Origin of the sequence: Nocardioides guangzhouensis, from assembly GCF_004519545.1 — a bacterium.
Lineage (GTDB): Bacteria > Actinomycetota > Actinomycetes > Propionibacteriales > Nocardioidaceae > Nocardioides > Nocardioides guangzhouensis.
Window position 1 is genome coordinate 1 of sequence record NZ_SDKM01000110.1, and the last position, 1,455, is coordinate 1,455.

Here is a 1,455-nt window from a genome sequence, read left to right on the forward strand (position 1 = left end):
ACCCGTCGACGGAGTCCGGTCCGAAGTCGAGCGCCGCGAGATGGAATGGTTCGCCGCCGACCTCGATGGGTTCGTCGAAGGGACGGAAGCCGAGCGTGCGCAGCGCATCGAGGAACGGCCGGGGGTCGCGGACGCCGAGGTACAGCCGGCCCAGGTGCGGCCGCAGGCGGAAGAAGTCACGCTTGATGTCGAGCATCGCCGCGGCCTGCACACCGCTCGGGCCCTCACCGGCACCGGCGGCCAGCCAGCGCCGGTGGGTGAGCGTCCGCCTGCCGGGAGGCAGCGGGTCACGCGCGGCGTGACGCGACCAGGCTGAGACGACCGGGTCGACTCGCTCGAGCGAGGAAGGGATGTCTCTCCACTCGGCGACGATCGAACACCCGACGACCGCTCCGGTCCGGTCGTGCACCGAACGGACCGCGTCCGGACGACGGCGCAACCACGCGTCCAACACCGAGGCGCCCTCTGGTGTCTCGAACTCGTGCCACAACGCTCGCAGAGCCTCGGCGTCCTCCTCGCGCGACCTCTCGACGCTGAAGGCATGGGCACTCGCCGGGAACATCGCCTCGCGGACGAACAGGTTGTCGATGAGGAAGAGGAGGTCCGCGGTGAATCGGCGGAGCTCGCTCGCGCCTGCCCGCCGTGTCTCGTTCTGGAGATGGCGCCACGCGGCCAGGCGCAGCTCGCGGAACCGCTCGGGTTCGAGAGCACGAAGACGGGCGGACACTGCGGCCTGCACCGCGTCGTGGAGCCGCAAACCTTCCGACGTCTCGTCCACGAAGCTGAGCGCCCCAAGCCTCTCCATCGCGTCATCGGCGTCCCGGCACGCCATTGCCTCGAGGACACCTCTCGTCACTCGGCGAGGCACCGATGCGGCGTCGAGGAGTCGGCGACCTTCCTCATCGAGGCCGGCGCGAAAAGCGGTCGCCAGCGCGGAGACCACGCGCGACCCGACCTCGTCGATCGGTACGTGGGCGACGTCCGCCTCCGCAGCGAGCCGAAGGGACAGAGGGTGACCGCGCGCGACTCGGCAGATCATCTCAGCGTGGTCCTCTGCCACATTCGCGTCCGCGAGAAAGGCGTGCGCGGCCTCGTCGGTCAACCCGACGAGCGGGAGGATCTCGAGCCCACCCACCCGACCCCTCTCGGTCGACCACTCGAGCATCGGAGCGTCACGCCCGGCGATGACGAAGCGCAGCTGCGTCGACAACGACGGAACAAGCTCGTGCCGCAACCAGGGATCGGCGATGCGGAACATCTCATACGTGTCGACGAGCACGACGCCCGCGCTTCCCGCCTGCCAGCCCGCCGCGTCGAGCGCCGTGCGAAAGCTCGACTCCGTCGGATCGATGGCCGCGCAGTCGACTTGCCACACCTGCGTCCCGGACTCTCGGACGCCGCTCGCGAAGGCGTTGAGCAGGGCCGACTTGCCGATGCCCGCGACGCCGTAGACGA

At 69.9% G+C, this 1,455-nt stretch carries 1 protein-coding gene; it reads right to left on the reverse strand.

Annotation, left to right across the window (positions count from 1 at the left end):
* On the reverse strand, positions 1-1,455 hold a 1,455-nt coding region (locus EKO23_RS25605), incomplete at both ends, for a hypothetical protein (RefSeq protein ID WP_167880649.1).